Source organism: Syntrophales bacterium, assembly GCA_023228425.1.
GTDB lineage: Bacteria > Desulfobacterota > Syntrophia > Syntrophales > UBA2210 > MLS-D.
Genome location: JALOBE010000007.1, coordinates 71,534 through 97,768 on the forward strand (window position 1 = coordinate 71,534; position 26,235 = coordinate 97,768).

Consider the following 26,235-nt stretch of genomic DNA (forward strand, 5'->3'; position numbering starts at 1 on the left):
CAGGTACCGGCCGGGGAGTATCACATGCAGCTCTTTTTCGAACAACTCACAAACGGCCTGGCCGTGGGGGGTATCTACGCCCTGATAGCCCTGGGCTACACCATGGTATACGGTGTGCTCAAGCTGATCAATTTCGCCCATGGTGATCTTTTTACAATCGGCGCCTATCTGGGATTCACCCTGCTCCTGTCCCTGGGCCTGACCGATCACCTGGGCCCCCTGGCCGGAATTCTCGTGCTGACGATCATGGTCATGGGCCTGGTCGCGGTCATAGGGGAACTTCTGGAGCGGACGGCCTACCGTCCGCTGCGGACATCCCCCAGGCTGTCGGCCGTGGTCTCGGCCCTCGGCGCGTCCATTTTTTTTCAAAACGCCATTATGCTTATCTACGGCGCCCGGTTCCGTGTCTATCCCCATGATCTGTTGCCTGTCACGGCGGTCTCGATTTTCGGCCTGACGATACCGGTGATGAGGATTATCCTCTTTGCCGCTTCGGTGGTCATGATGGCCGGACTCTACCTGTTCGTCCAACGCACCAGAACGGGCACGGCCATTCGAGCCGCCGCCATCGACCAGGGAGCGGCCAGGCTCATGGGCATCGATGTCAACCGGGTCATCATGTATGTCTTCCTCATCGGCCCGGCTCTCGGGGGCGCTGCGGGGATGATGGTCGGACTCTACTATGGTCAGATCAATTTCACCATGGGATGGGGTTACGGCCTGAAGGCCTTTACCGCGGCCATCCTGGGGGGCATCGGAAACATACCCGGAGCCATGCTCGGCGGCATCCTTCTGGGCATCATTGAATCCCTGGGAGCCACCTACATCTCTCTGGCATGGAAGGACGCCATTTCTTTCATGGTCCTGATTCTGATCCTGATTGTCCGCCCCACGGGCATTCTGGGAGAACGGGTGGCTGACAAGGTATGAACAGGGGCATTACCATCAACGTACTCATCGTGGCGGTCCTGCTGGCCGCCCCCTGGTGGTTGAATTCTTACTGGGTGGACGTTCTCAATTCCATCGGGATCTATGCTGTTCTTGCGTTGAGCCTGAACATCATTCTTGGCTACGCAGGTCTCTTTCACATGGGACACGCGGCATTTTTCGCCATCGGGGCCTATACCACGGCCATTCTGAACACCCGGTTCGGCATTCCCGTCCTCTGGCTTATGCCGTTGAGCGGCGTAACGGCGGGGGTTTTCGCGCTCATGGTCGCACGACCCATCATTCACCTCCGGGGCGACTACCTGCTCATCGTGACCATCGGGATCGTGGAGATCGTTCGCATTGCCCTGGTAAACAACGTATTCGGCATCACCGGAGGCGCTAACGGCATCTTCGGAATCGGCAGGCCGAGTTTCTTCGGCCACGTGATACGCACCCCCCATGCCTTCTACTACCTGATCCTTGCCTTTGCCGCCGCTACGATTCTTCTCTTTTACCGTCTTGAAAATTCCCGTTTCGGTCGGGCCCTGAATTATATTCGGGAAGACGACACCGCCGCTGAGGGGAGCGGCATCGACGCGGCACACTACAAGCTTGTCGCCTTCATTCTGGGCGCGTTCTGGGCGGGCATGGCCGGCACCATCTTCGCGGCAAAAATGACCATCGTGTCACCCCAATCGTTCACGTTCTGGGAATCGGTGGTGATGTTTACCATCGTCATACTCGGCGGATCGGGAAGTATCCGGGGTGTACTGCTCGGCTCATTTCTGATCATCGGCCTACCCGAGGTTTTCAGGGAGTTCGCCGTTGCACGGATGCTTGTGTTCGGCGCGGCCATGGTTCTGATGATGATCTTCCGGCCCCGGGGTATTCTGCCCCCGACACAGCGGACCTATACACTGAACGCGCCGGCCGGATCGAAAAGAGGCGGCTGATGGAGAGCCCGAACTTGCTGAGCCTGACGAACCTGACCAAGTCATTCGGCGGAGTCGCGGCGGTCAACGACGTGTCTTTCGACGTGGAGCGCGGATCCATCATGGGATTGATCGGCCCCAACGGCGCGGGCAAGACCACCGTCTTCAACCTGATAACCGGCAATTATCACCCCGACAGCGGACAGATTCGTTTCGACGGGCAGGATATCGCCGGTATGCGCACCAACCGGATCGTTTCCCTCGGCATCGCCAGGACTTTCCAGACAATCCGGCTTTTTCAGAACATGAGCGCCCTGGAGAACGTTCTGGCAGGCTGCCATTGTCGGATGCGTTCCGGAATCATCGCAGCCATGCTTCGTCTTCCCCGACAGCGACGGGAAGAACGGGAAGCCGTCGAAATCGCCGCGGCCGAACTGGATTTCGTGGGTCTTCGCCGCCACCTGGATAGCGCGGCCCGGAATTTTTCCTACGGGAACCAGCGGCTTCTCGAAATCGCCCGGGCACTGGCCACCAGGCCCCGGTTCCTCATCCTCGATGAGCCCGCCGGGGGTATGAACGACTATGAGACCCAACTCCTGGTACGCACTATTTCACAGATCCGCGATCGGGGGATCACGGTACTTCTCATCGAGCATGACATGAACCTGGTGATGAAAATCTGTGAGAAAATAACGGTCCTGGATCACGGGGTCATGATAGCCGAAGGGAACCCGGAGGAAATACAGAACGACCGGAATGTCATAGACGCCTATCTGGGTTCTCCCGATAACAATGAAAACGAGGGGTTCTGATCATGCTCCTGAGAGTTGAAAACCTGGACGTGTGTTACGGCAATGTCCAGGTTCTGAACAAAATCAATCTTTATGTGAACCGGGGAGAGATCGTCACCATTCTCGGGGCAAACGGCGCAGGCAAATCCACGACACTCATGACCATCAGCGGCCTGGTAAAACCCTCCGGCGGGGGCGTGTTCCTCGATGAGACCCCTCTCCACAAACTGGGGGCCCACCAGATCGTCAAACTCGGGCTGGCGCAGGTTCCGGAAGGGCGACGGACTTTCGGTACTTTGACGGTACTGGAAAACCTACGCCTGGGGGCCTACACCGCCGTTGACAGAGAAATGATCGAGCGCACCCTTGCCTGGGTATATGACATGTTCCCCATTCTCGAGAAACGAAGCGATCAACTGGCGGGAACCCTCAGCGGGGGGGAACAGCAGATGCTCGCCATCGGGCGGGGCCTTATGGCGAACCCGAACATTCTGCTTCTGGACGAGCCGAGCCTGGGGCTTTCCCCGATTCTCGTGAAATCCATCTTCGCGGTTATTCGGGAAATCAACCGTTCCGGTGTAACCATCGTTCTGGTAGAACAGAACGCCCGCCTCGCGCTGAAACTGGCCGACAGGGGGTACGTCCTCGAGGTGGGCAGAATCGTCCTGGAGGACTCGTCCGCCGCCCTCCTGGCCAACCCTGACGTGAGAAGGGCCTACCTGGGGGGCGGGCACTGACATTCCGCTGTTCCAAGAGTGCCCTTACAAAGCCGCCCCCTATCGGACGTTTTTCGGCTTTTTACGCGTTCGTCACAGATACCGAGTGGTTATCGGCACATTACTCCTATCGGTTCTCAATTTTTCCCGGAAATTACTCAACGGTGGGAACGTCGCTTTTCAGCGTTTGAATTATCCGTTCCATGCCTTCCCTGACGCCGGCCCGGATCCTCTCCTCACGCTTGATTTCATCGCCCACAAAGAGATGAAGGGAAATAACGCCGTTCAGGAGCCCCCACAGAACATTACGCAGTTTGCGCATGTCCTGCCTGTTTATTTTCAGTTCCCCTGAAGCAACGCCGAATTGAAGAATTTTTTCGATAAGTGACACAGTCCTGTTGGTCTCCCATATCAGCTGTTTGCGTGTTTCTTTTGACAGGTTCAGACTTTCGGCGCTGAGCATGAAGTTCATGAGGGTCCTGAACTGCTCCTTCTGCGCCAGGAATATGTTGATGTAGGCATCGGCGAAATCGTGCAGTATCTGAGACGAACTCTTGTCGGGCTGAAAGATTCGAGACATTTCCCGGTGAAAGGATTCGATATCGGTAAGAAGGATCTGCGTGTAAATTTCTTCCTTGCTGCTGAAATACAGGTATATGGCACCTTTGCTCAATTCCGCCTTTTTCGCTATACTCGCCACGGTAACGGGCTTGAATCCATAATCGGCAAAGAGTTTTCTCGCCGATCTGATAATGGCTTTCTTTCGCTGAATCTTCTCCCGGTTCCTTCGTTTTTCAGGACCAACCATGATACCCTCTCATGAACGTCTGCCGCGCCTGACTTCCTCCGGCGGCAAGGATAATGAATTAAGGTCATATTATGACCATGAGTCAGCACAATGTAGGCAAAATGCAGGATAATAGCAAGCAAAAAATCCAGGAAGCTAAGATTTTTGTATCACTGGCTATTTGAGGAAAGGCGGGATGAAAAGAATTGACATGCCCCACGCCCTGTGGTAGCAAGAAGCCGTTTCTCACTGTCGGAACGGGAGGCGTACCGTCCGGCATCAAGGGGCATCGATTACGGGTCGGTCGGGGCGCCCCCCGACACTCCGGCCTCTTGAGGGTTGCGTTGTCTGAAAGGAGTACCCGTTGAAACTTGGTGAAGTAGTCGATATCCTGGAAGCAACTCTCCTTGTCGGCACTGAACGGCACCTCGCCCTTGATGTCAAAACCGCCTTCAGCGCCGACCTGATGAGCGACGTTCTCGCCTTTGCCAAGTCGGGCAGCCTCATCCTTACCGGTTTAACGACACCGCAGGTCGTTCGAACGGCGAGCATTCTCGACGCTACAGCCCTGATAATCGTACGCGGCAAAATTCCCCCTGCAGACACCCTGAAGCTGGCCCAGGAACTTGATATCCCGGTTCTGTCGACGGGCTACATTCTTTTTGAAACATCGGGCCGCCTGTACGCGAACGGCATCGTGGGCTGTATCGAAAAAATCGGGGGAATGAGTAGCGCCGGATCATGAAAGACATCGTCAGGAAAACCTTCTCCGTGGAAGGAGGAAATTTCGAAAACGCGGGAATTGCATCGATAGAAATCAAAAAGATTCTCAAGGCCCTTGGAATACAGGATGACGTGTTGAGAAAAACGGCGATTGCCGTGTACGAATCGGAACTCAACATCATATCCTACGCAAGGAAAGGCATAATCAACCTGGTCGTGACGGACAGCGATATTAACATCGATGTCCGGGATGAGGGGCCGGGCATTGAAGACATCGAACTGGCCATGCAGCCCGGATACTCGACGGCAACGGAACAGATCCGGCAGATGGGATTCGGAGCGGGCATGGGACTGTGCAATATCAAGAGCTGTTCAGACCGGTTCGAGATAGCGTCAACGGTTAACGAGGGCACTCACCTCAAAGTATCAATAGCGAGGGGTAATGACCGATGACTCTTGCAGAGGTGATTCGGAAGCTGAACCTGGGGGTTCGATGCTGCGACGAAAAGCTTGACCGGGGCGTGGAAGGCGGCTACGTGGGCGACCTCCTCAGCGATGTAATCGCCAACAGCAAGAAAGGCCACCTTTGGATAACCCGCCAATCCCATCAGAATATCGTCGCCGTGGCATCCCTGCGGGAACACGCCGGCATCATTCTGACGCTCGGCAAGGAACCTGACCGGGAAACCCTGGAAAAAGCGACCCGGGAAGGCATTCCCATCCTGGTAACGGATCTGCCGGGCTTTGAAATCGCGGGCCGACTGTACGGCATGATCGCCGGGGAGCAGGAATGACCACACGCCCTCCCGGCGCGGCTCCCGTTCATCCCGTCACGATCCGGATAATGCCGCGGAGGGATACGAAGAAGGGCCGTCTGTCATGCACTTGAGGGAGTTCCGGTGTGATTTTCATATTCATTCATGCCTGTCCCCCTGTGCGGAACTGGACATGTTCCCCCAGGCCCTCGTCAGTCGATCCCTGGAGGCACGGCTCGACATCATAGGTGTCTGTGACCATAATGCTTCCGAAAACGTTCAATACATAATGAACGCCGCCCGGGGAAAAGATATCAAGGTGTTTCCCGGCATGGAAGTGACCAGCCGTGAGGAAGTGCACCTGATCGCGCTCTTTGATACTATAGGTCCCCTGACCGCCCTTCAGCGTGTGGTCTACCAGGCATTGCCCGGCGAAAACGATGAAGCCGCCTTCGGGTGCCAGGCCATCGTCAATGAGGCTGGAGACGTTGAAGGATTCAACAACCGGCTTCTCATCGGTTCCACGACCCTCTCCATCGAGGACATTACGAAAACCATTCACCACCTCGGGGGGCTGGTCATCGCCGCCCACGTGGATCGGGAAAGTTTCGGAATCATTGGACAGCTCGGTTTTATACCGGACAATATCGACCTTGACGCCCTTGAACTTTCCTTTCGTACGGACGCCGCAACCTTCCTGGCCCTGCACCCCGAACTGGAGCGTTTCAGCTTCATTTCGTCCTCCGACGCTCACTGTCTTGCCGACATCGGACGGGCGACGACCACGCTCTTACTCAAGGAAGCCGGCATAGCCGAATGTAAACTGGCCTTCGAAGGACGGGAGGGGCGGGCAATTCTGGAGTAGCCCATGGAAGAACTTTCCATGCACATTCTCGACATCGTGGAAAACTCGACCCGGGCGGGATCGCGGCTTGTCTCTATCGGTATTTCCGAATCAACCGTCGACGACAGCCTGATCATAGACATACAGGACGACGGATCGGGAATGGACGGGGAATCGCTCAGGCGTGCCCTCGATCCTTTTTATACGACCAAGGAGGTTCGCAGGGTGGGGCTCGGGCTGCCCCTCCTGGCTCAGGCCGCCGAGACGACCGGCGGTTCTTTTTCCATAACATCCGAGGCCGACAGGGGAACCCGGGTGAGAGCGCTGTTCAGACTGAACCATGTGGACCGTCAACCCCTGGGCAGAATGGAACAGACCCTAACGACGCTGATGATGGGCAATCCCGAAGTTGATTTTGTATATTGCCACAGCAAGAACGGACGAAGCTACACCCTGGACACGAGAGAGCTGCGCCGCTCGCTGGAAGATGTGCCGCTTACGCACACAGCCGTAATGGCCTTCATTCGAAGCACTATCCTGGAGAACCTCGCTGAGCTTGAAGGCGACTCTCCGGACATTCACAATGAAAAGCATTATTGTTTTGCCCATGGAGGACCACCTATGAAATCTAATGACGATATGCTTCTGGAAGAATTCTCTCAGGAGCAGATTCAGGAACTCGACGCGACGATCGAGGCCCACAAGAGCCAACCGGGAGGACTGATACCGGTCCTGGAAAAAGCGCAGGAACTTCTCGGGTTCCTGCCTGTTCCCGTTCAGCAGCGGATTGCCGGGGGACTGAACCTGCCTTTGAGCCAGGTATACGGCGTGGTGACCTTTTATTCACTGTTCACCATGACTCCCCGGGGACGAAACACGATCCGCATCTGCCTGGGAACGGCATGTTATGTAAGGGGAGGGAAAAAAATTGCTGAAAATATCGAACGCATGCTCGCTATCAAAGAGGGCGAGACAACGCCGGACAGGCGTTTTACCTACGAATCGGTCCGGTGTCTCGGTGCCTGTGGTCTCGGTCCGGTGGTGGTTGTCAACGACGACGTACACGGCCGGGTCAAGCCCGACAGGATAAAACAAATCCTGGAAAACTACCAGTGAGGGAAAGTCATGGCAAAACTCAAAATCGAGGACCTGAAAAAAATCAAGGAGCGGGTTCAGGCCGAAAACGCTCTCAGGGAAGGTGGTCGAAGGGTGCGAATAACAGTTCACATGGGAACCTGCGGAATCGCCGCGGGGGCGCGCACGGTCATGGACACCCTCATGCGGGAAATCGAGGAAGCTCAGGTTTCCGATGTCATGGTGACGACCTCCGGGTGCATGGGACTGTGCAGCCGGGAACCGGAGATAACCGTAGAAATCCTGGGTGAGGAACCTATCGTCTATCAGCTCGTGGACAAAAACAAAATGCGCCAGATATTCAGGAGGCACGTTCTCCAGGGCGAGATTCAGACCCCTTTTGTCCTTGCCCGGGGGAAAGAACAATAATGATAATGATGAGGAAGACCCTCCACAGAACGATCTTACGAGAGGAGGTTGACAGCCGATGAAGGTTTTTCGATCTCATATACTGATATGCGGTGGTACCGGCTGCCATACCACGGGCAGTGTCGAAGTGAAACAGGCCCTGGCCGCAGAACTGACCAGGCGGAATCTGACTGACGAAATCAGGATCGTGGAAACCGGATGCAACGGATTCTGCGCCCTTGGTCCTGTCATGGTGGTTTATCCCGAGGGGATCATGTACGTCCTGGTCAAGAAGGACGATATCCCCGAACTCGTGGATGAACATTTCCTCAAGGGACGGCCGCTGGAACGGCTCTTCTACAAAGAAGCCGTCACGGAAGAGCGCATTCCCCTGATGCATGACATACCTTTTTTCGCCCACCAGAAGCTGAGAGTTTTGAGAAACAAGGGGCTCATCGATCCCGAAGTCATCGACGAATACATCGCCCGCGATGGATATTCGGGGATGGCAAAAGCGCTCTCGGACATGACACCCGAGGAGGTCATACAGGAAGTTCTCGACTCAGGCCTTCGCGGACGGGGTGGAGCAGGGTTCCCCACGGGACTCAAGTGGAAGTTCGCCGCCCAATCGAAGGGCGACGTCAAGTACGTGCTCTGCAATGCCGACGAGGGAGATCCGGGAGCATTCATGGATCGCAGCATTCTCGAAGCGGACCCCCACGCCGTTCTGGAAGGCATGGTGATCGCCGCCAGGGCCATCGGTTCCTCCAAGGGGTACATTTATTGCCGGGCCGAGTACCCGCTGGCGATTCAGCGCCTCACCATCGCCATCAACCAGGCGAAGGAATACGGTCTCCTGGGCACGAACATCCTCGGGACAGGGTTTACCTTCGACATTGAAATCTACCGGGGCGCCGGCGCCTTTGTCTGCGGAGAAGAGACGGCACTTATGACGTCTATCGAAGGCAAACGGGGCATGCCCCGTCCACGACCGCCCTTCCCCGCCGCGGAGGGCCTCTGGAAAAAGCCAAGCATCCTCAACAACGTGGAGACTCTCGCCAATATTGGACAGATCATCGACAGGGGAAGTGCCTGGTTTGCCTCCGTGGGCACCGAAAAGAGCAAGGGAACCAAGGTTTTTGCCCTCACCGGTGATGTCAACAACGTGGGCCTTGTCGAAGTTCCCATGGGAACACCGCTGGGAACCATCGTCTACGATATCGGCGGAGGAATCCCCAAGGGCAAGAAGTTCAAGGCCGCTCAACTCGGTGGACCCTCGGGCGGCATGATCCCGATCCGGCACCTGAACGCTCCCGTGGACTTCGAGACTGTTGCCGAACTGGGCGCCATCATGGGGTCCGGCGGTCTTATCGTCATGAACGAAGATATGTGCAGTGTCGATATGGCCCGGTTCTTCATGGATTTCTGCCAGGACGAATCCTGCGGAAAATGCGTCCCCTGCAGGGAAGGCACAAAGCGGATGCTTGAAATCCTGACAAACATATGTGAGGGCCGTGGAAAAGAGGGCGACATAGAACTGCTCGAAGAAATGGCCGCCATAATAAGGGATTCCTCCCTCTGCGGGCTCGGTCAGACAGCGGCTAATCCGGTACTCAGCACCATACGCTATTTCAGAAGCGAATACGAGGCTCACATCCGCGACAAGCGCTGTCCCGCGGGAGTCTGTACCGCACTGTTCAGGTCTCCCTGTCAGAACGCCTGCCCCGTCGGCATGGATGTTCCGTCCTATCTCGCACTGGTCCGGGCGGGCCGTTTCGACGATGCCTACAAGATCCTTCTGAGGACAAACCCCTTCCCGGCCATCTGCGGGCGGGTCTGTGATCATCAGTGCCAGGCCAAGTGCCGCCGCGCGCAGTCAGACGAGGCCGTTGCCATCAAATTCATCAAGCGCTTCATTACCGACAATGGACTCAAGCCGGCAATCGCCGCCGTACCGGTCTCTCGAAGGGAAAAAATCGCCGTTGTCGGAGCCGGCCCCGCCGGCCTGACGGCTGCCAGGGACCTCGCGATCCGGGGCTACAAGGTTACTGTCTATGAAGAGCTTCCTCAAGCCGGAGGCATGATGCGCTACGGGATTCCCTCCTACAGGCTTCCCCGGGACGTGATGGACGGTGAAATCGACGACATCAGGGCGCTGGGCGTTGACATCATCTGCAACACCAGGGTAGGCCGGGACATATCATTCGGTGAACTCAACGACTCCTTCGACTATATCTACCTCGCCCCCGGTGCCCACACGAGCCAGCCCCTGGGCATCGCGGGAGACGATTCTTCCGGAGTTTACGGCGGTGTTGAATTCCTCAGGAACTTCAACCTCAATGAAAATTCCTGGATCGAGGGTGAAAAGACCCTCGGCGAACGAGTTGCCGTCATCGGTGGAGGAAACTCCGCCATAGATGCGGCGCGGGTTGCGCGCCGTCTCGGTGCCGATGTAACCATTCTCTACAGGAGGGCGCGGGAGGATATGCCCGCCGCCGAAGAGGAAATCATCGCCGCCGAACATGAAGGAATCAAGATCGAGTATTTCGTAGCGCCTCTTTCCATCATGGTCGAGGATGGAACGGCGCGGGGTATTACCTGCCGGCGCATGATGCCCGGTGATTTCGACCGGAGCGGCCGTCGACGGCCCGTTCCGGTGGAGGGCTCCGAATTCACCCTTGCCGTGGATTCCATTATATCCGCCATCGGGCAGGAGCCGGATCCAGGTTTTGTCCCCAATGAAAGCGGCATTTCCGTCAACAGATGGTCCTGCTTTGATATAGCCGAAGGCCTGAAAGCTCAAACCACCAATCCGAAATTCTTCGCCGGGGGCGATGCCGTGACGGGCCCCTGGACGGTGATCGGCGCCATCCAGGCGGGACATCGTGCGGCTATCGAAATAGACGAGACAATCAGGGCAAAGAACGGAGAACCAGCCTGGGAGGCCCCGGAAGAGGAAGTGATCGACGTTCCCTTCGAGATCGACGAAGACTCCGAGGAACAGCCCCAGGCGGCAATGCCCGAACTGGAGGCGGCCCAGAGAATCGTGAATTTCGCCGAGGTGGAACTCGGCTACTCTCTCGAAACGGCCATCAGGGAAGCATCCCGATGTCTGCGGTGCGACGCGGAAATATGACCGTCTGAAAAGACCGGCAGGACAGGCCCCCGCACGGAATCGCGGGGGCCTTTTTTACGACTTCGCCGTGGCTGCATCAACGATGTCCCGGAGGCGGCGGGCCGCCTTTTCAGGATCGTCGGCGGCACAGACGGCGGAAACAACGGCAAGGCTGTCGGCTCCAGCTTCAACCACCTCACGGGCGTTGGATTCATTGATCCCGCCGATGGCTACCAGGGGGTGGCGACTGAAAGATTTGATCGCTCGAAGGCCTTCCAGTCCCCAGGGTCTTCCGGTATCTGTCTTGGTGGGCGTCGCGAACACGGGACTCGCGGCGATATAGGAAACATCACGGCCCTGAAAATATTCGACATCGTCCCAGGTTTCCACCGATACCCCGATAATGGCCCGCTCTCCCATGAGCCGGCGGGCAACATCATAGGGCATGTCATCCCCGCCGATATGCACCCCATCGGCGCCGCCGGCAAGAGCAACGTCGATCCGGTCGTTAATGATGAGCGGTACAGGAAATGGGCGAAGAAGCTCCCTGACCGCCAGCGCCTCGGCAACAAAATCTCTCGTTGAAAACGTCTTCTCCCGAAGCTGCACGCAGGAGACACCGCCCCGCACCGCCTCCAGTACCACATCCGCCAGAGACCTGCCGCCGCAAAGCCCCCTGTCCGTTACCAGGTACACGCCTTTCATGACTGCTCTTCCATCCTGAGGCAATGTTCGATATCCCTCTCGTCGAGATCGTACAGGACATCATAAAAATGCATCTGCAGTGAACCGGGGCCGGCCGATTTCGCGGCGGCCATCTCACCGGCAATGCCCATCACCGCCATGGCCTTGACGGCAGCGGCCAGGGAATCCTTTTCCACAGCGGCGAAGGCCGCGCACAAAGCCGATGCCGTACAGCCGAAACCCGTTACCCGTGTCATCATCGGATGACCGTTGAAGAGTTTAACCACCCTGGAACCGTTCACAACATAATCAATGGCTCCGGTCGCGCAGACGGTACATCCGTGGTACCGGCTCACACGCTGAGCGGCCTCGAGAGCCTCATCGGATCCGACTGTGCTGTCCACTCCCTTCGTTCTCGTTCCATCATCGAGGAGGGCCATCACTTCCGATGCGTTTGCCCGGATAATCGTCGGCCTGTAGTCCTTGATAAGCTGACGGACCGTACCGGTTCGGTAGGCCGTCGCGCCTGCTCCCGCGGGATCGATAATGACGGGGACATCCATCTCAACGGCACGGCGGAAAGCCTTGAACATTCCCCTTACCCAGGACTCGCTGAGAGTCCCGATATTGATCACCAGTGCCGATGCCATGGCGGCCATAACCTCCACTTCCTCCTCGGCATGGATCATCACCGGCGAGGCGCCAAGAGCCAGAAGGGCGTTGGCGGTGTTGTTCATTGCCACGTAGTTGGTTATGTTGTGTATAAGCGGAGCGGAACCGCGTATGGCTTCAAGTGACGCATGGATATCCCTCGGTGTAACCATCATTTGAACCTCCCTGCCTCGAGCATGTCATTATTTCCCACCACGTACTCTTCCTGATTTTCCCCTTTCGCGTCAATACAAAAAACCCTTTCGTCTCTGCCGGGAGAAAGGGTTGCCTCGTTGCCGCTATTCCTCCCTACGCCGGCATTATCCGGATCAGGTTCAACGGGTATGTTCTCAGACAGGCACCTCAACCTGCCACCCCTTTGTTTGTAGTCATTACCTACAGGCGATTCCGGGTTTTGTCAACTCCTATCGCTCCATGCATCGCCACCATTTACGGTGTATCCCGCATCGGTCGTTTTTTACTTCATTTACGATCTTCTCAACCCTTTCGAGCTTTCTTCTTGACCATGCTCAAAACATGGTCCACAATGGCGAAATAACGAAAAGCCGACCCGCCGCGGGTGCCTCCCCGCGGATCAGGGCCGCGGGCCGCCGGTTTCTGTTTCGTACCGATGAACTGAAGAAAGGATTGTACCATGTCAAAGAGCACCATTGATCTCCGGGAACCCGTCATCACCAAAAACGATATACTATATGTCAACGACCCATACTTTGTCAGCGGCAACGTCTGCATCGTCACCGGCGCGTCCAGCGGTATCGGGCGGGCGGTAGCGCTTGCCATGGCCGCGAATAACCTTACCGTGGTCTGCGCGGACATCAACGAAGCCGGCGGAAAGGAAACAGTGGCTCTCGCTGAAAAGCTGGGAGGAAAAGCTGTTTTCGTAACCGTTGATTTGACCAGTGATGACTCCATGGTCACCTGTGTCGAAAGGGCGGCCGAACTTGGCGACATCAAGTACCTGGCCAACATAGCGGGGCTTCAGCATATCGACCCCATTGAGCGCTTTCCCATGAAAATGTACGACCTTATGCAGACCATCATGTTGAGGGCTCCCTTCTTTCTCACTCAGCTTGTCATCCCCCATATCAGAAAGAGTTCCGACGGCATGGGAGCTATCGGAAACATGGCCTCGGTTCACGCCCATATCTGTACGCTGAACAAGCCTGTTTATAACATTACGAAGTTCGGGCTTCGCGGCCTGTCTCAATCAACGGCCGCCGAGGGCGAAGGAAAAATAAGAGCCTTTACGGTCAGTGTCGGCTTTGTAAAAACCCCCCTCGCACTGGGACAGATACCCTCTCAGGCCGAGCAGCGAGGCATCACCCATGAAGAGGTTGTTCGTGATGTCATGATGGGAAAATCCCGCGTCAAGGAAATGATGAGTCCTGTTGATGTGGCAAACCTCTTTGTTTTCGGCATGTCACGTCACGGGAATTATCTGGTGGGCGGTGACCTCCTGTTTGACGGAGGCATGGTGCTGACGTACTGATTCACGCACCGGCCATCGCGAGAGACAGCGGGATACAGGATAAATTTCTGAACGGTCATTTCGACCAAGGAGGGACGTGATGTTTACAAAGATATTGTATCCTACTGATTTTTCGACCGAAGCGATCCGGGCGCGCGATTTCGTCATGAAGCTCAAAGAAGCCGGCACGGAGGAAGTTATCGTACTCCACGTAATCGACCGCCGGGGCATAAGCGATTTGTCGCGCTTTGCCACGAAGGATCTATCCGACATCATCAACGACATGGAAACCAAGGCCCTGAAGGAAATGCGCAAGATTGAAAGGGAACTCCAGGATCTTGGTTTGAAGGTGACCCTGCGAGTTGATCGGGGAGATCCCTTCAAAGAGATATTACGCGTTCAGAAAGAAGAAGCTGTTTCACTTATCGTCATCGGGGCCCGGGGAAAGGCCGACAGTTTCCCTTCCATGCTCCTCGGCTCCGTTTCGTACAACCTGGTCAGGAACGCCTCATGTCCCGTCCTGGTGGTAAAGAAATAGCTGAAGGAGAATGACCGGTCTGCAGGAAGTGCTGAGTACCGATGTGTCCCACGGCGGGGCACCACAATATATAGTATCCTTTTTGTGTCATACTACCTTCCGTTGTGTTTTTTCTTTACACGACCGGCTCGTTCTGATATGTTTTCGCGGAAGAACGCTGTGATATCTTCTGCGGACAGGGTGGGATGCGACTTAAGAAGATAGAAATACTGGGTTTTAAATCATTCCGGGAAAAAACAAGTCTTCTTTTCTCTCCGGGTATCAGCGCCATCGTGGGGCCCAACGGTTGCGGAAAGAGCAATATCGTCGATGCCATGCGGTGGGTCATGGGTGAGCAGCGGATAACGACGCTCCGCGGCAAAAAGATGGAAGATGTCATCTTTAACGGGAGTGACGACGCCAAACCAGTCAGCATGGCCCATGTCTCCATAACCTTTGAAAACAACGGCAGACAATTTAACGGCTCCTATGCGGAGTTTGCCGAAGTCACGGTCTCGCGAAAGCTCTACCGTGATGGAGAAAGCGAATATTCCATAAACAACGTCCCCTGCCGCCTCCTCGACGTCCGTGAATTTTTCATGGACGCCGGAGTGGGCTCTCGAACCTATTCCATCGTTGAACAGGAACGGGTATTTCGACTCATAGAATCAAAACCTGAGGATCGCCGCGAATTTATTGAAGAAGCAGCCGGCATAGCCAAGTACCGTTCACGAAAAGAATCGGCAAGCCGGAAAATGGAAGCCACCCGTCAGAACCTTCTGCGCCTGAACGATATTGTCTCCGAGGTTAAAAGCCGGCTCAACGCCCTTTCACGACAGGCAAAAAAAGCGGAGCGCTTCAAGACATTGAAGCAGTCGGTCAGGGAATCACAATTAGCCCTCTCTCTTGATCTTCTCCTGGGCTTGAAAAGCCGTGAGGAAGCCTTGAAAGGGAAGATCGACCTCCTGGAAGAACAGCGGATGGGTGAAGAAACACGCCGAACCGTACTTGAAGCTTCCATCGAAGAGATCCATGCCGGTGCTGTAGAAGCTGAAACATCCGCCTCCACGGCACAGGAAGGGTTCTTCACCATTCGAAACGACATTACCACCCTCGAACAGAGCATTGTCTTTTCCAGGAAGACCCGCAACGAACTGGAACATCGCAGGACCGTCGGCAACAGCAACGCAGAGGCCCTGAGAAGCCGAAGACGATCCGTGACAGAGGAAATAAAAGCCCTTGAGACACACCTCTCCGCCTCGGAAGAATCCATGGACGAAATCCGCGAAGACATGAACCGCCTGCAAGGAATCGTAGAACGCCTCGCGGAGGAAGAGACGGCAACCGCCGAAACCCTGGAACGTGAAAAGAGCCGTCACTTCGATACAATAACGGAACAGGGCCGCCTTAAAAACCTTCTTGTCTCTTTGGAGAAAGACCTTGAAACCCTGAAGAGGAAAAAAGAGCGGGAATCCCGGGAAATTAAAACCCATCAGGGGACGGTCAATTCTCTCCGGCACCGTGCGGCGGGACTGAAGGCCGACCTGACATCGGAAATGGCTGCAATTGATCGTTTCAAAGAACAGGGGCAGGCGGGCCGGGAAGAACTGGAAGGCAAGCGGCGGGAGCTTGCCGCCGTCGACGACGCTATCGAGGACCTCAAGGAACGGCTTGGCCTGAAGACATCCCGTCTTTGCTCGCTTAAGGAAATCCAGGAGCGTTTTGACTGGTGTAGTGAAGGTACACGCTTTATTCTCAAGGAATCCCGCAAGGACTCCTGGCAGGCAGGCCGGATTTACGGTCTCGTTGCCGACCAGCTTGATGTTCCCCGTGAATACGAAGTGGCCGTGGAAGCCGTCCTGGGCGAAAAAATTCAGTCCATTCTCGTCGAAGACCACGAAAACGGCATCAGGGCTATTGACTACCTGAAACACAGCGGGTCGGGGCGGGGAAGTTTCATCCCTCTTGAAGACGGACGGCAGTGTGAATCGCCGGAGGATATTCCGGAACACCTCGGCCCGGTGCTTCGCCTCACCGACATAGTCAGCGCCCGAAGCGAGGACATGAAAAAATTCATCCAGCGCCTCTTCGGAGACATACTTCTCATCCCGGACCTTCACATGGGAACACAACTCTGGAAGAAAAACGGATTCACGGGAACCTTTGTCACACCCGAGGGGGACATCATCAGTGGAAGAGGCATCCTCACCGGCGGAAGCGACCGTGGAAGCAACCCGTCACTTCTGCGCAGCAAGAGAGAAATTTCAGAGCTTCAGCGTGACACCGACGGGTTGCGGGAACATCTGAAGGAGGAACATGCCGTCAAGGCTGAAATCGTCTCGAGCATCGACAGCCTTGAAGAAGAACTGGAACGGCTTCGAAAGGTCTTCCATGAAAAAGAAATCCTCGTCAGTGAAAAGAAAAAAGATGTGGAAAGAATCGAGGGTGAAATCTCCTGGGTCGAGCAACAGATGAAGGTACTCACCTTCAACAGGGAAAGCATGGAACGGGAGGAAGCAGAAGCCGGACGGCGTATTATTGAAAGCAAGGATGAGATGACGCGCAACGAGGCTCGAATCTCCAGTGACCGGGATCGCATCGCCGGGCTTCAGGAACAGTGGAAGGACATCAGCACACGGCTTAAAAAAGAACAACAGGCCCTCACGGACAGGAAAATCGGGCTATCCTCTCTGGAAGAGCGAAGAGAGGCGGGCCTCACCTCCCTGAGAACCCTTCAGAACAGTGTCGACGACATCGAAACAAGAATAACGGCTGCCGTCGACGAAATGCAACAGTGCCGGGAAAAAATACGGACCGCCCTCCGTGAGGAGTCGGCCTTCCAGGAACGTCTCGCCGTCCTGTACGACGATTTCGAAAAGGCGGAACGGGAACTTTCGTCAATCAGGGATCGACACAGTGCAATCGAAACGTCCCGTCGGGAAGCGGAAGCCCTGCTCCAGGCGGCCCGGAACAATCTTGACGGCACGGTGCGGGAACTGAACCGTCTGACCCTGGAACGGCACCAGGCAACCATGCAGTGCGACACGCTGAAAGCGGGTGTCCGGGAACGATATCAGCAGGATCTTCAAGACATGGTGGAGGGCTTCGAACCCCTGGGAGAGGAACGCAGGAAGGATATAGAGAAGCGGCTCGCCGACGACAGGGCGCGCCTGGACGACTTCGGGGACGTGAACCTCCTTGCTCTCAGCGAATACGAGGAGCTCAAGGAACGTCACGATTTCCTGACGGGCCAGGTCTCGGACCTGGAAACCTCCCTGGAAACACTCCGGAAGACCATATACCGCATCAACCAGATATCGAGAAAGCGCTTCGCTGAAACCTTCGAAGGGGTCAATGCCTGTTTCAAGCAGGTTTTCCCCCGGCTGTTCCCGGGCGGGAAGGGATCGCTCCATCTGACCGACGAACGGGACATGCTCGAGACGGGTGTGGATATCGAAATTCAAATCCCCGGCAAAAAAACCCAGAACCTGTCTCTGCTTTCAGGCGGGGAGAAGGCTCTCGCCGCCGTTGCGCTCATCTTCTCGATTCTCATGTACCGTCCCACACCGTTTCTGGTCCTCGATGAAGCCGATGCGCCCCTCGACGACAGCAACGTATCTCTCTTTGTCGGTATGGTAGGTGAAATCGCCCGCGAGTCGCAGGTCATATACATAACACACAACAAGCGTACCATGGAAACCGCCGACAACCTCATCGGCGTTACCATGCAGAAGAGTGGAATATCAACGATAGTATCGGTAAGCATGAACTGAAGAATCCCCGTTGAACCGCGATTTCCCGTTCCCCTGGACGGGATTCGCCTTTTTTCGGGTGGGCACCGCATCGGATTGACGCCGCCTTCCGGAAGGAATCGCAATGGATAATACCAGGAAAACAGGATTTTTTTCACGGCTGAAAGAAGGCCTTTCAAAAACGCGGACGAGTTTTGTCCGGGGCCTTGAAGATATCGTCGTGGGAGAGCGCTATATCTCCGAGGAGTTCTATGAAGAACTGGAGGAGCTGCTCATCGCCGCGGATCTGGGACCCGCCTTTGCCGCCGAACTGATTGAGGAAATGAAATTCCGGACAAAGAGAACGGAACTGGACAGTCCGGAAGTACTCACAGGCGTCATGCAGGACTACATGATTTCAATCCTCGCACCGAGTGACCATCCCCTGCACATTCCGAAAGACGGGCTCTATACCGTCATGGTGGTTGGTGTAAACGGAACGGGCAAGACAACGACTATCGGGAAGGTTGCCTCCTATCTGAAACAGGATGGATACAGCATCATGCTCGCCGCCGCAGACACCTTCAGGGCCGCCGCCGTTGAGCAGCTTGAAGCATGGAGCCGGCGGACGGAAGCGCCGCTGATCAAGCACTCCGCAGGCAGCGATCCTTCGGCGGTAGTCTTCGACGCCATTCGAGCCGCCCGGGCACGGAACGTCAATGTCCTTCTCATCGACACGGCGGGACGACTTCACACGAAAACCAACCTCATGGATGAACTGAAGAAAATCAAGCGGATCATGGCCCGGGAAATACCGGAAGCACCCCACGAAACGCTTCTGGTTCTCGACGCTGTAACGGGGCAGAACGCCTTGGCCCAGGCGAAAATGTTCAATGCCGAAATCGGTGTCTCCGGTCTCGTTCTGACGAAGCTCGACGGAACAGCCAAGGGTGGAATCGTTGTAAGGATAGCACAGGAGTTAAAACTGCCCATCCGTTTCGTCGGGGTGGGTGAAGGTGTCGATGATCTTCGTCCCTTCAACGCCGGGGAGTTCGTCAACGCCCTCATGGCACCGCACTAGTGCCGTATACCGGCACATTCCGGAGGAGAACTCCTCGAGTGGGCACCAGGGCACACCGCCCGGAGGAACGACACGGCGTGACGCGGTACGAGGGAGATACGTCAGCGTGACAAGATCGGATGATGGAACGGATTTTCGCCATAGGAGACATACACGGCTGTATCACCATGCTGGAGGAACTCGTCGCCCTGCTGCCCCTGGACAAAGACGCCGACCGGCTCCTTTTCATCGGTGACTACATTGACCGGGGAATGCATTCCAAAGAGGTTGTTGATTGTATCATCGATCTGAAGCAACGCTGCAAGCGTGTAACCTGCCTCCTGGGTAACCATGAGGAAATGCTGATGAACTACATCGAAGGACAAGACAAGGAGGCTGAGTACGTGTTTTTACGCAACGGCGGAACGGCAACGGTCCTCTCCTACGGCTACCGCGACGACGGGAACGACAGGATCATCGATGTACCCCCGCCTCACCTCGAGTTTTTTGAAACGCTCCTCCCCCTCTATGAAACGGACGATTACATCTTCGCCCATGCCGGCCTGAGACCGGGAACGGATCCGGCCGGGCAGGACCGGAGTGACCTCCTCTGGATCCGAGGTGAATTCATACACTCCTCCTATGATTTCGGAAAAACAGTTGTCTTCGGCCACACGCCCTTCGCGTCTCCCTTGCTGGAAGACGATAAAATAGGCATAGATACGGGCGCCGTCTACGGGGGGAACCTGACCTGTATCGAATTGCCCTCCCGAAAAATCTACCAGGTGTGATCCATGCCCACCATAGAGTGTGTGCCAAATTTCAGTGAAGGCCGCCGCCGGGAAATTCTGGAGGAAATCGTCGGCGCCGCCTCGAAGGAGCAGGGGGTGAGGATCGCGGACTTCAGCCTGGATCCTGACCACAACCGGAGCGTCCTCACGCTCATCGGCGAACCCGATCCTCTGGTTTCGGCGGTTCTGGCGGCATCAGAACGAGCCCTGGAATTGATCGACATGAGGACGCACCGCGGCGTGCACCCCCGTATCGGTTCCGTGGACGTGGTCCCCTTCATCCCGCTCCTGAATGCGTCCATGCAGGAGGCCGTCACCGCAGCCCATCGCTTCGGCCGGGAATTCGCCCGGCGAAACAACGTACCCGTTTATTTTTACGGCGAAGCCGCCCGTACCCCTGAACGGAGGCTGCTTGCCACAATACGACGGGGGGGATATGAGCATGTGCGCCTGCGTCTTGCCGATCAGGCCTGGCAGCCCGACGAGGGGCCACCGCGATTCGACCCGGCACGGGGCGCCACAGCGGTCGGCGCCCGAAAACCGCTGGTTGCCTTCAATATTAATCTTGACACGAACGATCTGGCCATCGCCCGCGACATAGCCCGGACCATCAGGCATTCAAGCGGTGGCCTGCCTCACGTTCAGGCCATAGGTATCCCGCTGGCAAGCAGGGCCATCGTTCAGGTCTCAATGAACCTGATGGACTGCGAAATAACCCCCCTGATCACCGTCTACGACAAGGTACGGGAAGAGGCTGAGAATCGTGGCGTTGCCGTCATCGAATCCGAGTTGATCGGCCTCATGCCCGAATCGGCCCTGGCGGGAACCACCGCGGAATACCTCAAGATATGCAATTTTCGAGACGACTGCGTCATAGAGTGTCATCTCTGATGAGGCGGACGGCGCGGGACGGGCCCGCGCTGTATTGACACCCGGTACAAATAGTGATAGATGCCATTCCCTCACGTTCACGTCTGCGAAAAGGAAAGCGAACGCCCCCGTAGCTCAGAAGGATAGAGCAACGGATTCCTAATCCGTGTGCCGTGTGTTCGAATCACACCGGGGGCACCACTGCCGAAGGAGAACATCGTGACAAAATTTCTCGCCACCACAACAGCCCTGATTGCATGCTTCCTGCTGGTCGGTTCAAGTCTTTGCGGAGCGGAAGCACAATCAGACCTGGAACGACTCCTGGAGACCGGCGAATGCGTGCGGTGTAACCTGGATGGAATCGATTTTCAAGGGGCTGACCTGAGCGGCGCCGACCTCACGGAATCAAAATTGAACGGGGCAAACTTCAGCGGGGCGAACCTGAGCGGCGCCACGTTCATGCGAGCCAAATTGCACGGAGCGAACATGAGCGGCGCCAACCTGCGGGGGACGGATTTAGGTTGGATCGATATGCCCGACGGTGATTTGAGCAACACCGACATGAGCGGCGCAAATCTCGCCATGGCGTACCTGCTCAGGGCCAATATGCAAAACGCGATCCTGGTGGGAGCAAACATGCGTGGAACCGACCTGACCAGGGCGGATCTGCGGGGAGCCGATCTGAGCGGAATCAAGCGCCTCGGACTGTGGCTGCGTAAGACCAACCTGACGGGGGCCACCTGGATCGACGGCTCGGTCTGTGGCGAAAACTCCATCAGCAAGTGCAGGTAACCCGGAAACAGTGGTCGCCCGTTCGATCCTTTCCGGACGTTCCTTGCCCGAAGTCATCGGCAAACCGGCAACAGGACTGGGAGGAATGTCTCCCCCGCCATGGTTCCGGTCAGGGTCTGTCCTGTTCCGCCCAAGCCAGTGTCGCCAGGTAGGGATAATGATCCGACGGGTACAGGCCGTCCCGGTTGTCACGAAGAATAACCGCATCCCGAACCGAAAATTCGGGTGAATGAAAAATCCAGTCCATCCGGAATTTTTTCGGGTTTCCCCGGAAATCGTGGCGGGTCATGCTCTTTTCGCCTTCCTCCTTCGAAAGGGCCTGCCAGGTATCCACCATTTCACGGTATCCGCCGGAGAGAACCCTATGGACGGGGGATCCGGGTCCGTCATTGAAATCTCCCATGATGATACAGGGTTCGCTTCTGGACGCCATCCACCGGCCGATTATTCTCGCCTGCTCCAGCCGTGCTTCGTCACTCACGTGGTCCAGGTGTGTCACCAGAGCGACGAATTCGTCGCCGGACAACCTGTCCCGGAAGCACCCGTAATTCATCATCCGTGGAAAAGCGCTTTCCCAGTCTTTGCTTTTGTGAACGCGCGGTGTCCTGGAAAGCCAGAACTCGTCGGCCCCGACAAGATCCATGTCATCGGTGCTGAAAAAAAGAGTCGGGTACTGGCCGTCGTCATCCCATAACCGGTCCGGCGCGATCATGATATACTCGGGAGACAGCCGCTCCTCGATAAAGGCCAGCTGCCACTGTTTTCCCTCCTGCGTGCCCAGGATGTGGGGCCGGTACCGGCGGATAATCTCCACTACGAGATCACGACGCCTGTTCCAGGCGGCGGGCCCCTCCTCACCGTTATCGAACAGAAGATTGAAGGTCATGACTCTCATGGACTGAACGCTCCCGATATACCCTGACAACGGCTGCTGATCGATCAGGGTGCCGTGATAAAGTCGATAAGGATTCTGTTGAAACGCTCGGGATTCTGGATATGAAGCGCGTGGCCGCAGTTTTCGAAGGCAACGGACCTCACTTCCGGCGATCTGACGAGAGCGTTTTTCATAAAGGCGTATGTCCCCTCTCCGTAGTAGGTGCTCTCCCCTCCCCAGACCAGCAGACAGGGGACAGATATCCCGGCGAGTTGGGGCCGATAATCCTGCATCATCATGGAAATCCACAGGAAGAGAATCACGTGGGGACTGTTGCGCCGGGCCTCTTCGAGAAGCCAGTCCAGATCATCCTTCCAGGGGTAACCGGGGTCCTCGAAAATGGAAGTCCCCCGGTCCATGTCCGTCCTGTTGAAGAGCCGGGGGACGAGCAGGCGGCAGTACTGTTCCCAGTCCTCGCACATGAGGGACATGAGCGACAGATTATCCTCATGGGTAAAATCGCCGAATCTTCCGTTCAGCCCCCTCAACCCGAAGTTCCAGTCTTCCGACTTCAACAGTCTGGGCGCCATGTCGACGATGGTGATTTTATGGAGATTTCCGCAGCCGAACTGCTTGATGTACTCGAAGATAACCTGTCCTCCCAGTGACCATCCCACGAGGGTGACTTCCGCCAGATCCAGGAAGGTTATGAGTTCGTTCAGGTCCCGGGCAAGCCGCGGAATCGTGATGCCGTCGGCGGGACGGCCCGAATCACCGTGTCCTCGAAGGTCGCAGGCAATAATCCGGAAATGACGGCTCAATGCGGGAATCTGTTTTCGGAAATGGCTGTGATTCGCCGTCAGACCGTGTATGAGTACGACGGACCGACCTGTTCCACGGTCCTCGTAGAATATGCCGACATGGTCATTGGTTGTAAAAAAAGGCATCCTGTCCCTCACGACACGCTCATCATGGTGGCCTGCATGGCCGCGATGAGGATGGTCCGCCCGTCCCTTTCGGCCGTCAGTTCAGCTGTGCTGACCGTAAGTGTTCTCCCCGACTTCAACACCCGTGCCGAAGCGAGGAACCGCTCTCCCACGGCAGGGGCAAGCATGTTCACTTTGAATTCGACGCTCACAACGTCGGAGTCCCGCGGCATCAGGGTGTAGGCGGCGTAGCCGCAGGCCACGTCCAGTGCTGTCGATATCACTCCGGCGTGGATGTTTCCCTGCTGCTGCGTAAGCTCTTCGCGGAAGGGAATCTCGACAACCACATGACCGGGCTCAACGGTTACCATCTTCAAACCCAGGAGCTTCATGAAGCCTTGACGGTCAAAACTGTCGCGAACCCTTTTTTCGAAATCCATATCCCGTGGCTCATACTTCATCACATAATGCTCCTTTCCGATACGTTCCCCCGCGCAGTGTGCATCGGTCCCGGCAGTGGCCGCACCCCGGCAGGGTACAGGTGTATATACATCGTAAAGCCCCGTTCTGACAATCATTTAAAAAAGCATCCTCTCAAACCTCCTGACGAACTCGTAAAAAGCGCCCCAGCCCTCCTCCGAAACCGCCAGCGTTTATATTCCGCCATTTCGAGGAGCGAAGCGACGAGAAAGCCTGCATTTTCCATCATCACCGTGAAAGATTTCTCCCTCCGGTCGAAATGACGGAAGGAGGCGGTCGAAACGATGGGGTTGACAGGGGGCTCCCGGCCGTATACGAACATGTGATCATATGTCAGCATAACGGCAGAGCTTCAGGTCTCTCCGTGTCGAAAGAAAGGCCGGAAACGATTTCCGGCTCTTTATCCGAATCAAGAGAGAAACCCGCCCGGCTGGACCGGGTGATGCTCCCCGGGCATGCGCTACCGTTCTCAATCGGGGGATTTTTGCATGATCGAATATGATTCGGTGAGGAGTACCCTGACATACACCGGACGGACATGACGACGGGAACCGCGCGCATTCACAGCGACCAGAGGACGTTTATAAGACAATTCTTACAGGCCCAGGTAGGCGGCCTTGATGCGGTCGCTGGCCAGGAGGTTGCCGGAGGAATCCTCCATGGTGATCACGCCGCTCTCCATCACGTAACCGCGGTGGGCTACACGCAATGCCAGATAGGCGTTCTGCTCCACGAGAAAGATGGTGGTTCTGCTCTCGCGGTTGATCGTCGCGATAGTGTCGAAGATAAGCTGTACCAGAACAGGCGCCAGCCCGAGAGACGGCTCATCGAGCAGGAGAAGTCTGGGACGGCTCATAAGACCCCGGGAGATGGCAAGCATCTGCTGTTCGCCCCCGCTCAGAGTTCCACCCATCTGGTGACGCCGTTCTTCCAGGCGCGGAAAAAGCGAGAAGATATAGTCTATATCCTTCTTGATCCCGGATCGGTCCCGGCGCAGATAGGCCCCCATGTCCAGGTTTTCCATGACCGTCAATTCGGGGAATATCCTTCTACCCTCGGGCACGTGAACAATGCCCAGCGAAAATATTTTTTCCGGACTCATTCGGTGAACCGGCTGGCCCATGAACCATATTTCTCCGAAACGCGGCGGAACAATGCCGCTGACGGACATGAGGGTCGTCGATTTTCCCGCACCGTTCGCGCCGATGAGCGTAACGATCTCACCCTCATCCAGCATCATGGACACACCCTTGAGCGCGTGAATGCCGCCGTAAAAGGTGTGCAGGTTCCTGATTTCAAGCATCGAACTCTCCCCCCAGGTATGCCTTGATCACCGTGGGGTTCCGGGTGACTTCACCGGGTGTACCCTGGACTATCATCTTCCCGTAGTCCATCACATATATCCGGCTCGAAATATTCATGACCAGCTTCATGTCATGTTCGATGAGCAGGATTGAAAGCTCTTCTTCTTCGCAGATTTTTGCAATGAGTCGATCCAGTTCCATGGTCTCCCGAATGTTCATTCCCGCGGCAGGCTCATCCAGCAGCAGCAGAAAGGGTTCCGTAGCCAGGGCCCGGGCGATCTCGAGGCGGCGCTGCGCTCCGTAGGGAAGTTCATTGGCGAGTTCGTTAACGAAGGACTCCAGGCCCACCTTCAGAAGCAGGTTGTAGGATGTTTCCACTATGTCCTTCTCCTCGGCAACCGTGGCCGGTCCCCGGAATATAGCGCCCAGTATACCCGACCTGGTTCGACAGTGGCGGGCCACCATGACGTTTTCCAGGACGGTCATCTTTTGAAACAGGCGTATGTTCTGAAAAGTACGAGCCAGTCCCCGTTCGGTGATGATGTTGGGTTTGAGCCCGTTGAGCTTAACCGGCTCTTTCCCGGGGGGGATAGCGGTCATCACTCCGCCCGTGGGACGGTACATGCCGGTGATACAGTTGAAAAAAGTGGTCTTTCCCGCTCCGTTGGGGCCGATCAGCGCGACAATCTCGCCCTTTCGAACCTGGATGTCGATGGTATCGAGCGCGCGCAGTCCCCCAAAATCCATGGTGAGGTTTTTCACGTCGAGAACAGGGTCGGCCGCGTTCACTCAGCAACCTCCACGGGCTCCCGGTCCTTGAATTCATAGCGCTTCCTGACGCCGCTGATTATCCCCTGAGGCCGGAACACCATGATCAACACCATGGAGGCACCGAAGACGAGCATGCGATACTCGGAAAAGGCCCGCAGGTACTCAGGCAACAAAATCAGAACGAAAGCGCCGATGATGACGCCCACGATAGATCCCATGC

General features: G+C 56.2%; 27 protein-coding genes, 1 tRNA gene, 3 pseudogenes and 1 riboswitch. Of the genes and pseudogenes, 21 read left to right on the top strand and 10 right to left on the bottom strand.

The annotated features are described in order from the left end of the window. Positions 1-24 precede the first annotated feature (24 nt). From M0Q23_04125 to M0Q23_04140, 4 genes are read left to right on the top strand one after another with little or no spacing between them, the layout of a single operon-like run. A complete protein-coding gene (locus M0Q23_04125; GenBank protein MCK9527830.1) occupies positions 25-930 on the top strand; it encodes a branched-chain amino acid ABC transporter permease in 906 nt (301 codons plus the stop codon). Beyond that, on the top strand, positions 927-1,883 hold the full coding sequence (locus tag M0Q23_04130) for a branched-chain amino acid ABC transporter permease (protein MCK9527831.1): 957 nt from the start codon (positions 927-929) through the stop codon (positions 1,881-1,883). The genes M0Q23_04125 and M0Q23_04130 overlap by 4 nt, the downstream gene beginning before the upstream one ends. After that, positions 1,883-2,674, top strand: coding sequence for an ABC transporter ATP-binding protein (locus tag M0Q23_04135; protein MCK9527832.1), 792 nt, complete (start codon positions 1,883-1,885; stop codon positions 2,672-2,674). The genes M0Q23_04130 and M0Q23_04135 overlap by 1 nt, the downstream gene beginning before the upstream one ends. After that, complete coding sequence (locus M0Q23_04140) at positions 2,671-3,390, top strand: ABC transporter ATP-binding protein (GenBank protein ID MCK9527833.1); 720 nt, start codon at positions 2,671-2,673, stop codon at positions 3,388-3,390. The genes M0Q23_04135 and M0Q23_04140 overlap by 4 nt, the downstream gene beginning before the upstream one ends. Before the next feature lie 133 nt (positions 3,391-3,523). Here the strand turns inward: M0Q23_04140 and M0Q23_04145 are convergent, their stop codons facing one another. Beyond that, positions 3,524-4,177 carry a TetR/AcrR family transcriptional regulator gene (locus tag M0Q23_04145; protein ID MCK9527834.1) on the bottom strand — a complete coding sequence of 218 codons (654 nt, stop codon included), beginning with the start codon at positions 4,175-4,177 and terminating at the stop codon, positions 3,524-3,526. A 343-nt stretch (positions 4,178-4,520) separates the two neighbouring features. Between M0Q23_04145 and M0Q23_04150 the strand changes: the two genes are divergently transcribed. The 8 genes and pseudogenes from M0Q23_04150 (at position 4,521) to M0Q23_04185 (ending at position 11,096) form a co-directional block, all read left to right on the top strand. Further along, positions 4,521-4,901 carry a DRTGG domain-containing protein gene (locus M0Q23_04150; GenBank protein ID MCK9527835.1) on the top strand — a complete coding sequence of 127 codons (381 nt, stop codon included), beginning with the start codon at positions 4,521-4,523 and terminating at the stop codon, positions 4,899-4,901. Then, the gene (locus M0Q23_04155; GenBank protein MCK9527836.1) at positions 4,898-5,332 is read left to right on the top strand and encodes an ATP-binding protein; all 435 of its coding nucleotides are present in this window, start codon (positions 4,898-4,900) and stop codon (positions 5,330-5,332) included. Before M0Q23_04150 ends, M0Q23_04155 begins: the two co-directional genes overlap by 4 nt. Further along, on the top strand, positions 5,329-5,673 hold the full coding sequence (locus M0Q23_04160; protein MCK9527837.1) for a DRTGG domain-containing protein: 345 nt from the start codon (positions 5,329-5,331) through the stop codon (positions 5,671-5,673). The genes M0Q23_04155 and M0Q23_04160 overlap by 4 nt, the downstream gene beginning before the upstream one ends. A gap of 154 nt (positions 5,674-5,827) precedes the next feature. Continuing rightward, a complete protein-coding gene (locus M0Q23_04165) occupies positions 5,828-6,499 on the top strand; it encodes a hypothetical protein (GenBank protein ID MCK9527838.1) in 672 nt (223 codons plus the stop codon). A gap of 3 nt (positions 6,500-6,502) precedes the next feature. Beyond that, the gene (locus M0Q23_04170) at positions 6,503-7,594 is read left to right on the top strand and encodes an NAD(P)H-dependent oxidoreductase subunit E (GenBank protein ID MCK9527839.1); all 1,092 of its coding nucleotides are present in this window, start codon (positions 6,503-6,505) and stop codon (positions 7,592-7,594) included. Between the two features lie 9 nt (positions 7,595-7,603). Further along, entirely contained in the window at positions 7,604-7,981 is a 378-nt protein-coding gene (locus M0Q23_04175) for a (2Fe-2S) ferredoxin domain-containing protein (protein MCK9527840.1), read from the top strand. Positions 7,982-8,039: 58 nt separating this feature from the next. Continuing rightward, positions 8,040-9,827: pseudogene (nuoF, locus tag M0Q23_04180) on the top strand (NADH-quinone oxidoreductase subunit NuoF). Between the two features lie 108 nt (positions 9,828-9,935). Beyond that, positions 9,936-11,096, top strand: a pseudogene (locus tag M0Q23_04185) (FAD-dependent oxidoreductase). A 54-nt stretch (positions 11,097-11,150) separates the two neighbouring features. Here M0Q23_04185 and thiE read toward each other — a convergent pair. The 3 genes from thiE to M0Q23_04200 all read right to left on the bottom strand — a co-directional run bounded on the left by thiE (position 11,151) and on the right by M0Q23_04200 (position 13,067). Then, positions 11,151-11,780 carry a thiamine phosphate synthase gene (gene thiE / locus M0Q23_04190; GenBank protein MCK9527841.1) on the bottom strand — a complete coding sequence of 210 codons (630 nt, stop codon included), beginning with the start codon at positions 11,778-11,780 and terminating at the stop codon, positions 11,151-11,153. Then, positions 11,777-12,586: a hydroxyethylthiazole kinase gene (thiM, locus tag M0Q23_04195; GenBank protein MCK9527842.1), complete on the bottom strand. Its 810-nt coding sequence runs from the start codon at positions 12,584-12,586 to the stop codon at positions 11,777-11,779. The genes thiE and thiM overlap by 4 nt, the downstream gene beginning before the upstream one ends. Before the next feature lie 113 nt (positions 12,587-12,699). Then, positions 12,700-12,799, bottom strand: a riboswitch (TPP riboswitch). A 109-nt stretch (positions 12,800-12,908) separates the two neighbouring features. Continuing rightward, complete coding sequence (locus M0Q23_04200) at positions 12,909-13,067, bottom strand: hypothetical protein (protein MCK9527843.1); 159 nt, start codon at positions 13,065-13,067, stop codon at positions 12,909-12,911. On the opposite strand from M0Q23_04200, the gene M0Q23_04205 reads away from it, so the two are divergent. The 9 genes and pseudogenes from M0Q23_04205 (at position 13,066) to M0Q23_04245 (ending at position 21,660) form a co-directional block, all read left to right on the top strand. After that, the gene (locus M0Q23_04205; protein MCK9527844.1) at positions 13,066-13,920 is read left to right on the top strand and encodes an SDR family oxidoreductase; all 855 of its coding nucleotides are present in this window, start codon (positions 13,066-13,068) and stop codon (positions 13,918-13,920) included. The two genes, M0Q23_04200 and M0Q23_04205, sit on opposite strands and share 2 nt — an antisense overlap. A 79-nt stretch (positions 13,921-13,999) precedes the next feature. Continuing rightward, positions 14,000-14,437: a universal stress protein gene (locus tag M0Q23_04210; protein MCK9527845.1), complete on the top strand. Its 438-nt coding sequence runs from the start codon at positions 14,000-14,002 to the stop codon at positions 14,435-14,437. A gap of 185 nt (positions 14,438-14,622) precedes the next feature. After that, entirely contained in the window at positions 14,623-18,189 is a 3,567-nt protein-coding gene (smc, locus tag M0Q23_04215; protein ID MCK9527846.1) for a chromosome segregation protein SMC, read from the top strand. 103 nt (positions 18,190-18,292) lie between these two features. Further along, positions 18,293-19,228: a signal recognition particle-docking protein FtsY gene (gene ftsY / locus M0Q23_04220; protein ID MCK9527847.1), complete on the top strand. Its 936-nt coding sequence runs from the start codon at positions 18,293-18,295 to the stop codon at positions 19,226-19,228. A 122-nt stretch (positions 19,229-19,350) separates the two neighbouring features. Further along, positions 19,351-19,998, top strand: a complete 648-nt coding sequence (locus tag M0Q23_04225) for a serine/threonine protein phosphatase (protein MCK9527848.1) — start codon at positions 19,351-19,353, stop codon at positions 19,996-19,998. Between the two features lie 3 nt (positions 19,999-20,001). Next, on the top strand, positions 20,002-20,889 hold the full coding sequence (gene ftcD, locus M0Q23_04230) for a glutamate formimidoyltransferase (protein MCK9527849.1): 888 nt from the start codon (positions 20,002-20,004) through the stop codon (positions 20,887-20,889). Positions 20,890-20,992: 103 nt separating this feature from the next. Next, a tRNA-Arg gene (locus M0Q23_04235) sits at positions 20,993-21,069 on the top strand. 108 nt (positions 21,070-21,177) lie between these two features. Next, positions 21,178-21,372 (top strand): annotated as a pseudogene (locus M0Q23_04240) (pentapeptide repeat-containing protein). A 27-nt stretch (positions 21,373-21,399) separates the two neighbouring features. After that, positions 21,400-21,660, top strand: coding sequence for a pentapeptide repeat-containing protein (locus M0Q23_04245; protein ID MCK9527850.1), 261 nt, complete (start codon positions 21,400-21,402; stop codon positions 21,658-21,660). A gap of 109 nt (positions 21,661-21,769) precedes the next feature. Here M0Q23_04245 and M0Q23_04250 read toward each other — a convergent pair whose 3' ends face one another. The 6 genes from M0Q23_04250 to M0Q23_04275 form a co-directional block, all read right to left on the bottom strand. Beyond that, positions 21,770-22,555: an endonuclease/exonuclease/phosphatase family protein gene (locus tag M0Q23_04250; GenBank protein MCK9527851.1), complete on the bottom strand. Its 786-nt coding sequence runs from the start codon at positions 22,553-22,555 to the stop codon at positions 21,770-21,772. A 44-nt stretch (positions 22,556-22,599) separates the two neighbouring features. Beyond that, a complete protein-coding gene (locus tag M0Q23_04255) occupies positions 22,600-23,481 on the bottom strand; it encodes an alpha/beta hydrolase (GenBank protein ID MCK9527852.1) in 882 nt (293 codons plus the stop codon). 8 nt (positions 23,482-23,489) lie between these two features. Beyond that, positions 23,490-23,921: a PaaI family thioesterase gene (locus M0Q23_04260; protein MCK9527853.1), complete on the bottom strand. Its 432-nt coding sequence runs from the start codon at positions 23,919-23,921 to the stop codon at positions 23,490-23,492. A gap of 614 nt (positions 23,922-24,535) precedes the next feature. Next, positions 24,536-25,243, bottom strand: a complete 708-nt coding sequence (locus M0Q23_04265) for an ABC transporter ATP-binding protein (protein MCK9527854.1) — start codon at positions 25,241-25,243, stop codon at positions 24,536-24,538. Continuing rightward, positions 25,236-25,991 carry an ABC transporter ATP-binding protein gene (locus tag M0Q23_04270; protein ID MCK9527855.1) on the bottom strand — a complete coding sequence of 252 codons (756 nt, stop codon included), beginning with the start codon at positions 25,989-25,991 and terminating at the stop codon, positions 25,236-25,238. Before M0Q23_04270 ends, M0Q23_04265 begins: the two co-directional genes overlap by 8 nt. A 38-nt stretch (positions 25,992-26,029) precedes the next feature. Further along, a partial coding sequence (locus M0Q23_04275; protein MCK9527856.1) for a branched-chain amino acid ABC transporter permease occupies positions 26,030-26,235 on the bottom strand: 206 nt, incomplete at its 5' end.